The sequence below is a fragment of the Maribacter sp. genome, from assembly GCF_049667165.1.
GTDB lineage: Bacteria > Bacteroidota > Bacteroidia > Flavobacteriales > Flavobacteriaceae > Maribacter_A.
On sequence record NZ_JBATHS010000122.1, the window covers coordinates 1 to 9337 of the forward strand.

9 protein-coding genes are annotated in these 9337 nt (G+C 40.0%); 6 read left to right on the plus strand and 3 right to left on the minus strand.

What is annotated here, in order from left to right; translation table 11 throughout:
• The 6 genes from WBM98_RS06285 to WBM98_RS06310 all read left to right on the plus strand — a co-directional run.
• Positions 1-693 (plus strand): aspartate aminotransferase family protein (locus tag WBM98_RS06285; RefSeq protein ID WP_424365175.1); only part of this gene is annotated, 693 nt, incomplete at its 5' end.
• 99 nt (positions 694-792) lie between these two features.
• A complete protein-coding gene (locus tag WBM98_RS06290; protein ID WP_424365176.1) occupies positions 793-2193 on the plus strand; it encodes a tetratricopeptide repeat protein in 1401 nt (466 codons plus the stop codon).
• A 25-nt stretch (positions 2194-2218) separates the two neighbouring features.
• The gene (locus WBM98_RS06295; protein ID WP_424365177.1) at positions 2219-3136 is read left to right on the plus strand and encodes a DUF368 domain-containing protein; all 918 of its coding nucleotides are present in this window, start codon (positions 2219-2221) and stop codon (positions 3134-3136) included.
• 12 nt (positions 3137-3148) lie between these two features.
• Positions 3149-4162, plus strand: a complete 1014-nt coding sequence (locus WBM98_RS06300; protein WP_424365179.1) for a DUF368 domain-containing protein — start codon at positions 3149-3151, stop codon at positions 4160-4162.
• Positions 4140-4886, plus strand: coding sequence for a shikimate dehydrogenase family protein (locus WBM98_RS06305; RefSeq protein WP_424365180.1), 747 nt, complete (start codon positions 4140-4142; stop codon positions 4884-4886). The genes WBM98_RS06300 and WBM98_RS06305 overlap by 23 nt, the downstream gene beginning before the upstream one ends.
• Before the next feature lie 96 nt (positions 4887-4982).
• Positions 4983-7121, plus strand: coding sequence for a DUF349 domain-containing protein (locus tag WBM98_RS06310; protein WP_424365181.1), 2139 nt, complete (start codon positions 4983-4985; stop codon positions 7119-7121).
• 11 nt (positions 7122-7132) lie between these two features.
• Here the strand turns inward: WBM98_RS06310 and WBM98_RS06315 are convergent, their stop codons facing one another.
• From WBM98_RS06315 to WBM98_RS06325, 3 genes are all read right to left on the minus strand, one after another.
• A complete protein-coding gene (locus tag WBM98_RS06315) occupies positions 7133-7558 on the minus strand; it encodes a CBS domain-containing protein (RefSeq protein WP_424365182.1) in 426 nt (141 codons plus the stop codon).
• Between the two features lie 185 nt (positions 7559-7743).
• Positions 7744-8688, minus strand: coding sequence for a glycosyl hydrolase family 17 protein (locus WBM98_RS06320; RefSeq protein ID WP_424365183.1), 945 nt, complete (start codon positions 8686-8688; stop codon positions 7744-7746).
• 40 nt (positions 8689-8728) lie between these two features.
• Positions 8729-9337: glycosyl hydrolase family 17 protein (locus WBM98_RS06325; protein ID WP_424365184.1), on the minus strand; the 609-nt coding region annotated here is incomplete at its 5' end.

The following is a 9337-nucleotide window of genomic DNA, read 5'->3' on the forward strand; positions in this document are numbered from 1 at the left end:
TTCAATGAAGCCTCCGATCTTCAACATATAACTGAAAAAACGGCGGCCGTTATTTTGGAGACTATTCAAGGGGGTGCCGGTTTTATAGAGCCTACCAAGGACTATTTGAAAAAAGTGAGGAAACGATGTTCGGAAGTAGGGGCCCTATTGATACTTGATGAAATTCAGCCGGGTTTTGGGCGTACCGGACATTTGTTCGCCTTTGAAATTTACGATTGCATCCCTGATATTCTAGTGATGGGCAAAGGAATGGCCTCAGGACTTCCGGTAGGTGCCTTCACCGCTTCAAATGAAATGATGGCTACACTGCAAGATCAACCGAAATTGGGCCATATAACCACTTTTGGCGGCAATCCGGTCATCGCTGCGGCCTGTTTGGCGACTTTGAAGGAGATAACCGAAAGCCGTCTAATTTCAGCGACCTTGCAGAAAGAAAAACGTATACGGGAATTACTTAAACACCCCTATATCAAAGAAATAAGAGGTAGGGGACTCATGCTGGCCTTGATTATGGAACGTGCCGAAATAGCCGACTACCTGATCCTAAACGCATCGAAAAAGCACCTGATCCTTTTCTGGCTCTTATTCGAAAAAAGTGCCGTTAGAATAACGCCTCCCCTTACCATTTCCCTTGAGGAAATAGAAAAAGGCTGTCGTACCATACTAGAAATATTAGATGATTACATGCAATAATTTGTTAACTAATTTGTTAATAATAAAGCCCGAAAGAGGATTGATGCTTAGTCCCAAAAGGACTACTTTTAAATCCATAGTTTTAACCAAAAGCTTCCTATGGCGTTAGAAGCCAACGAAAGACCAGAACAGCCCATTGCCAAATTTGAATCCATGCTCAAGACAGATGATGTCTATTTTTTTGATGCAGAGGATTTTGAGGATATCATACACCATTATCTGAACCACGGAAAGATAGCCTTGGCTAAGAAAGCCATAAAGATTGGATTAACCCAGCATCCCGATTCCATTGAACTTAAACTTTTGGATGTTGAGGTACTGGTTTTCGAGAATAATCTCGAACAGGCAGAACGACTTCTTGATAAATTACAACTTTTGGATAGTGCCAACGAAGAGATATATATACAAAGAGCTAATATCTTCTCGAAAAAAGACAATCACGAGGCGGCGGTAAACCTGCTCCAAAGGGCATTGGAACTCTCAGAGGACAGTTATGATATTTATTCCCTGCTCGGAATGGAATATCTTTTTATGGATGAATTCAAGCTCGCTAAGGAAAGTTTTATAAAATGCGTTGATTTTGACCAACAAGATTATTCTTCACTTTATAACGTAATTTATTGTTTCGATTTTCTTGAGGATTATGATGGGGCCATTGTCTTTCTTAACGAATATCTAGAGCAAAATCCCTATTGCGAGGTGGCATGGCACCAATTGGGAAAACAGTATTTTTCGAAACGAATGTACAAGGAAGCGTTGACGGCCTTTGATTTTGCCATCATCTCCGACGATTCGTTTATAGGAGCCTATTTTGAAAAAGGCAAGGTTCTTGAAAAACTCGGTGAATATCATGAGGCCATCGAAAATTATGAAACCACCATTCAAATAGACGACCCCACATCACATGCCTATTTACGCATGGGAAATTGCTATGAACGGCTCTGCAATGATGAAATGGCCAAATATTATTACTATCAAACCGTACATGAAGATCCGTTATTGGACAAAGGTTGGTTGGCCATAACAGACTTCTATTTCAAAAAAGGCAATTTTGACAAAGCCCTGTATTATATTAATAAGGCCTTGAACATAGATGGTGAGAATGCCGCCTATTGGAAAAAAAGCGCCACGATCAATGCAGCGCTCAAATACCATGACCAGGCAGATTTTTCGTTCAAACAGGCTGTTGAACTTGGCAATTACGAATTGGATACCTGGTTGAGTTGGGCGAACGTTGCCATGGCAAATAAGGATTATGACACGGCCCTACATATTTTAACCCAAGGGAAGGAGTTTTATCCTGAAAATGCACAGATCCAATATAAAATAGTAGGGATTCATCTCTTGGCCAATGATAAAATCAATGCCCGTATTCGCTTAAAGGATGCCCTCAAGAATAACGCTGAAAAAATCGACCTCTTTCAGGAGGAGTTTCCAAGCTACTACAAGACTGAGTGGATCCAGAACATAATTTCAGACAACAAAAGAGCTTCGCGATAAATACCCTATTTTTGCTTTTTTGTTTATGGAAAATAGAAACGTACTCCAGTATATCATAATTACCCTCAAAGGTATGGCCATGGGCATTGCCGAATTGGTTCCCGGTGTATCGGGAGGAACCATTGCGTTTGTGGCCGGAATATATGAAGAATTCATCACCTCGATCAACAATTTAAATCTAAAAACCCTTCAGCTTTGGCGCAAAGAAGGATTCAAAGCATTTTGGAAGGAACTCAATGGGAATTTTCTCTTGGCGCTCCTGATGGGCATGGCCATCAGTATTCTTTCCTTTACCAAATTAATCCGTTGGTTACTTGAAAACGAACCCATTCCGCTGTGGTCCTTCTTTTTTGGCTTGGTAGTCGCAAGTATAATTTTTGTGGCTAAGGCCATAAAAAAATGGAATATCGCTACCATTGTCCTATTTATAGTAGGTGCTGTTATCGCATACTATATTACCTCATTGCCCCCATCACAAAATACCGAGAGCTTACCTTTTATCTTTTTTTCAGGGGCCATCGCCATATGCGCAATGATTCTTCCCGGCATATCGGGTTCGTTCATTTTGGTCTTACTCGGTGCTTATAAAACCGTGATAGACGCCATCGATGAGAAGGATTTCAAAATACTGATAACCATGGCTTTAGGTATGCTATTTGGAATATTGAGTTTTGCCAGGCTATTGAAATGGATGTTCAACAAACATAAAAGTATAACACTGGCGATTCTTACAGGTTTCATTTTAGGATCCCTGAATAAGATCTGGCCCTGGAAGCTCGTCTTGGAAACCAAAACCATCGGCCATAAGATCGTTACCTTAAAAGAACAGAATATATCCCCTTTCAGCTTTGAAGGAGACCCACAATTAATGTTTGCCCTTTTGGCTGCGATCATCGGTTTTTCCCTTATTTTTATACTTGAGAAACTTGCCTCGAGAAATTAACCTTTGCGCCTCATGCATACACCTAGAACATTTTTTGATAAATTGTTTTTGGTCCTTAAGGGACTTGCCATGGGTGCGGCTAATAAAGTACCAGGGGTCTCGGGGGGTATCGTGGCTTTCGTTGGTGGATTCTATGAAGAATTCATCTACTCCCTTCAGAAAGTAAATCTTAAGGCCATTAAATTATTGTTCAACGGTAGGTTCAAGAGCTTTTACCGTTATGTCAATGGTCAATTTTTGTCCCTCCTCATTTTTGGTATGCTCGTCAGTTATTTCAGTGTTTCCAAAATACTGGATTATTTTTTGGAACGCAAGGAGCTTTTCGTCTGGGCGACCTTTTTCGGAATGATCTTAGGCTCGATCTATTATATTTCGAAAGACTTCAAGCATTGGAACAAAAAGACATTGATCGCTGGGGTTTTAGGCCTAGTGGTGGGACTATCGATCAGTTTTTTAAGCCCTGCCAAGGAAAATGACAATCTCTGGTTTATATTTCTCTGTGGGATGATCAGCGTATCGGGGATGACCCTGCCGGGACTTTCGGGATCGTTTATCCTAATCCTACTCGGAAATTATGTACTGCTCCTGGTAGATTCGGTAAATGCCCTCTATGATTCCATGGCCGAAATGTTACGGGGGGATTTTAGTTTCGTAAAGAATAGCGAACGGTTGGAAACCCTAAAAATTCTCGCAGTTTTCACCTTGGGGTCCGCCACGGGTTTGGTTACCCTTTCGCACATCCTAACGTATGTATTAAAGCACTTTAAGCATATTACCACAGCCGTGATCATTGGGTTCATTTCGGGCTCATTGGGCGTTGTCTGGCCCTGGAAACGCACCATTTTCAAAACAGATGCGGCCGGACAGGTATTTTTGGATTCCAATGGCGAAGGGATTATCTTGAATTATGAACGATATTTACCCGATTTTGGAAATAACGAAACTTGGTGGGCCGTATTCTTTGTCATCTTGGGTATTTTGATTTTATTGGGATTGGAATGGTATGGGGAATCTAGAAAAAAATAACTACGGCTTGGTAGGCAAGAATATCGCCTATTCTTTTTCTGAGGGCTATTTTGCCCAAAAATTCAAGACTCTAGGGTTACATGGGCATTCCTACAAAAACTTTGACTTGTCCCGAATCGAGGATTTTCAAGAGCTTGTAGCCCATACTGAAAATCTAAAAGGACTTAATGTTACCATACCCTATAAGGAAGCCGTTATCCCCTACCTGCATTCCTTGGATAAAAAGGCAAAAAAAATAGGGGCCGTAAACACCATCAGATTCACGAAAAAAGGGCTAAAAGGCTATAATACGGATTGTTATGGCTTTAAGAAAGCGATAAGGCCCTTTTTGAAAAAGCATCATAAAAAGGCCTTGATCTTGGGTACGGGCGGTGCATCAAAAGCCGTGGCCTTTGTATTCGATGCATTGGACATACCATTTAAATTCGTTTCTAGAATGCCTTCTGCAAATCAAATCGGCTATCATGAATTGGCTGAGGAAACAATGAAAAAATATACGGTTCTGGTGAATTGCACTCCCTTGGGTACCTATCCCAAAATCGAGGAAAAACCAGCCCTGCCCTATCATCTTATCACAGAAAAGCACCTCCTTTTCGACTTGATCTATAATCCCGAAAAAACGGCCTTTCTTCAAGAAGGCGAAAAGCAAGGGGCAGCGATCAGTAATGGGTTAAGGATGCTAGAGTTACAGGCCGAAAAGGCTTGGGAAATCTGGAACTCATAAGAACCTGCCCAAAAAAGAACAAGTATAAGCTTTGGTATTCATTCGGTTGTTAGTATATTACATAAGCATTCTTAAGCAGAACTAACACGATTTATAATGCAAGAAGAAAAAGATCAAGAACTACAGGAAACTGTAGGTGGTGGGGAATATTCAGAAACTACCGAAGAGCACTCGGAGAAAAGCACTGAAAATCTAACAGAAAATTCAAATTCGGAAACTAACCCTGAATCCTTAAACACGGAACACGAAAAGAAACCTACGGAACCAGCATCCGAAAAGGAAATAACTTCCGAATCAGAATCCGAAAAGGAAACTTCCGAACCGGTGGTAACTGAAAAGGAACCCTCCGAGCCGGTATCCGAAAAGGGAACAAAAGGGAAAGAAGATGAAGTCCTAGAAGAGATAGACGAATCGAATGCCGAGGATGCCGAGGACCAGGACAACCACCAAAGACACCATATACCCATTTTGGATTACCACGCCATGTCAATGGAAAATTTGGTGGGCGAGTTACAACGCTTGGTTAAAAATGAAAAAGTACAGGCCATTAAAAAACATATCGATGGTATTAAATACGAGTTTGACCTGAAATTCGAGGAATTTCTTGAAGAGAAAAAAGAGGATTTCATTAACAATGGCGGTAATGAGTTGGATTTTAAGTATAACTCGATTGCAAAGAGACAGTTCAACGAAGTCTATTCGGAATATCGTGAAAAACGAAATCAATATTACAAATCCCTTGAAAACAGCTTAAAGGAGAACCTGGCGAACAGATTATCGATTATCGAAGAGCTTAAAGGTTTGGTCAATGTAGAAGAAGATATCAACACTACCTACAAACAATTTAAAGAGGTCCAGGAAAATTGGCGCAATGCAGGTCCTGTACCCCGCAACCACTATAATGATGTTTGGCGAACCTATCACCATCATATTGAGATTTTCTATGATTTTCTGCATATAAACCGCGAATTGCGCGACCTGGATTTCAAGCATAACCTGGAAGAAAAAATTAAATTGGTCGAACAGGCAGAGGCCTTGGAACAAGAGGAAGATCTTAATAAGGCATTTCGAGAATTACAGACCTTGCATAAAATCTGGAAAGAGGATATTGGTCCCGTAGATTCAGCGCATCGAGAAGAAATATGGGAACGATTTAGCAAGGCCACTAAGGTGCTGCACCAAAGAAGGCAGGATTATTATAATGATCTTGATAAAGTTTATGAACAGAATCTTGAAAAAAAGAAAGAAATCATAAATGCCATTCAGAAAATCGCCGCCGACGTTGCGAACAACCATAAAACCCTTCAACAACAAATAAAACAAATCGAGGCACTTCGCGATGCCTTTTTTAAGGCCGGCAAGGTACCACAAAAGGTCAACGAACAGACGTGGGCAGATTTTAAGGAAGCAGTCAGAAGCTTTAATCGAGGCAAAAACACCTACTACAAAAACCTCAAAAAGGAGCAACAGGAAAACCTTGACAAAAAGCGTGAATTGTTGAATCTTGCCATTTCCTTGAAGGATAGTGAAGAATGGGATTCGGCCACTTCCGAAATGAAGCGTATTCAAAACGAATGGAAGAAAATCGGTCATGTACCCCGTAAGTATTCCGATAAGATCTGGAAGGATTTCAAAGGAGCATGCAACCATTATTTTGACCGTTTACATGCGCTTAAAAATGAGGCCCATAAGGATGAAATGGAAAGTTTTGACAAAAAGAATGCCTGTCTCGAACGTTTAAAGGCTTTTGAATTATCCGGAAAAAGAGACAAAGATCTAGCATCGATAAAATCATTTATAGATGAATGGAAAACCTATGGCCGGGTGCCTTTTAACAAAAAGAACATCAATCAGAAGTTCAACATCATTTTGGATGCCATTTTCAAGAAATTGGATGTGAGCAGGCACGAATCCGAACTTTTGAAATATGGTAACAAAATTCAACAGCTGGCCAAGTCAGAAAATGATTATGCCATCGCCAACGAACGTTCATTTATCCGTAAAAAGATCGATGAAAGCAAAAATGACCTACGCCAATTGGAGAACAACCTGCAATTTTTCTCCAATGCCTCTGAAGATAATCCCTTGGTACAGGATGTGGTCAAAAAGGTAGAAAAGCAAAAAGAAGCGTTGGAAAGTTGGAAGGCCAAACTGAAAAAACTGAACATCATGCAACATCATTTAGAGAAAGATGAAAATGATGAAGCCACAGAAAGCACATCGGAGGAAGAATAGCATCCTAGAACCTAGTCTTCATATTGCTGCAATAAAAAATTGATAAGATCTGTGGTGGTTACCATTCCGACTAGCGTACCATCATCAACGACAGGTATGGCATGAAACTCCCGCTTTGAAAGCAGTTCGGCCACATCCTTTACCATAGTACTCGATGAAACACTGACTAGATTCTTGGCCATCACTTGCTCAATACTGAACATATTGTATACCATGGAGTCTACGGTATCCTCATCCTCATAAACGGCATCGGCAAAACTTATCCGCAATAAATCCGTATAACTCAACATGCCGATAATCTTAGATCCTATGACTACGGGTATATGCCTTATATGATGTTTTCTGAATAAATGTTCGGCCTTTTCAAGATTGTCAGAGGTATTTAAAGTAATAACCTTTTTAGTCATTATTGCCGAGACTGGAGTTCCTTTTTTCATGATCCGACGCTTTTAAATTCCTTTCTAAAATAATCAGATTAACCGCAAAAAAGTATGATAAAAGTCATATGAGTTCGTGAAGTACTCCCGTAATTTTGACAAGCCTAAAAAATCCATACGCAAAGCATACACAAACTACCCAGCGCTTTTAGAAAGTATAGAAGGTTTCCTTTTACTAATGAAAACTATTTTTTAATCAATTGATCTGAAAAATATGCTTTCATTACCAATTTTGGAGTCCTATCTACCTTAAATAATCCCCAGTGTTTTTCAGGCTCAAGCACTTCTCCCGATCCTTTCCAAGGTTCATCAAAAGCCTCGAAAACAAAGGTAAGAATATCATCCTCTTCGCACCACGCAACCAAGTCATTGTAGTACATCTGTTGGTGTTCCTCACTTACATTACTCGGGCAGATGCCTTTTCCGTTCGAAAAAGTTGTCCATCCTGCCTCGGTTATTACCACGGGCTTGTTCGGATAGGTGTCGGCCACAGCATAATAATTCTGTTTTGTGTATTCTAATGCCTCATGAATGTGCTTGTATTCCCATACAGGATAGGTATGAATAGAAATAAAATCAACCTCATCAACCAAATCTTTAAGCTTATCCAACCAAGGAAGATAGTTTTCACAGAATGTTACTGGTTGTTTGGCTTCTTTTTTTATCATTCTCACATAGGTAATGACACTTTCAACGGGCACATAATGATCGGTCCAGTCTACACAAGCTTCATTACCTGCTGATAGTGAGAAAATTACATCTGGATATTTATTCGCGAAATGAATCAATTTTTGAATCTGAGCAATATTTACCGACTTGTTCTTGGCAAGTTGCTTTTCAGAATATGTTCCTCCCCAAGGGCAACCATAATTGTTTGCCTCCGCAACTATGTAAGCCCCAAGCATTACTTTAAAATCAAAATTTTCTTTTTGGATAACGTTTAATACAATTTCGGCATGCGCATCACAATCGTATAATCTTAAGTATTTCCAATGCTTTTGAAGTATTAAAAGGTCTTCTTTTATCTGCTCATACGTAGGGACCTTTCCTCCAGGCATTTGTCCTTCCCTAAAACCGGAATAACATATAGCCTTTCCCGGTTCAATTTGTAATTCTTCAGTATATTTCATACACTATTGGTAAACGTTACTATTGAACTATTTATTCTATCTAAAATTTTAATTTTTCATCCTTATCCCAAAGTCCCCAATACGCCCCAACATCACCTTCAGGACCAACTTTCCATGATTCATCAAAAGAAGAAAAGTAGAACATCTCAATATTCTGTTTCGCAGACCAAACTTGGGCATTGATAAAATATTTCATCGAATTTTCTGCTGATGGCTGGGCACCTTTTAATCCTGTTCCTTGACTTGGCCACCCCGTCTCAGTAATGATCACTTTTTTGCCATTGGCGGCATGTGTGGCTTGTCCAAACATCTGTTGCATATGACCTAAGGAATATTCAAACGGACAGCCCTCCCAATAGGGATAGCAATTGGCTAAAATAACATCACATAAGGTTGTAATTCGAGGATGTGCACTAAACTCATAGTACGCATCTACATAACCCACAGGAATGCCCTCTGGTAGTTCTGCCTTTACACGTTCAATGAAACCTATTAATTCATCCTCATTCAAATCGTTTCTATATAACACTTCGTTACCAACGGCTGCAATATCAACAAAACCTTCATTGGTCAATTGAATAAGTCCTTCAATTTCCCGCTCATTAATTTCAGGGTCATCTCCCAACCAGGCACCGACTAAGGTTTTAAT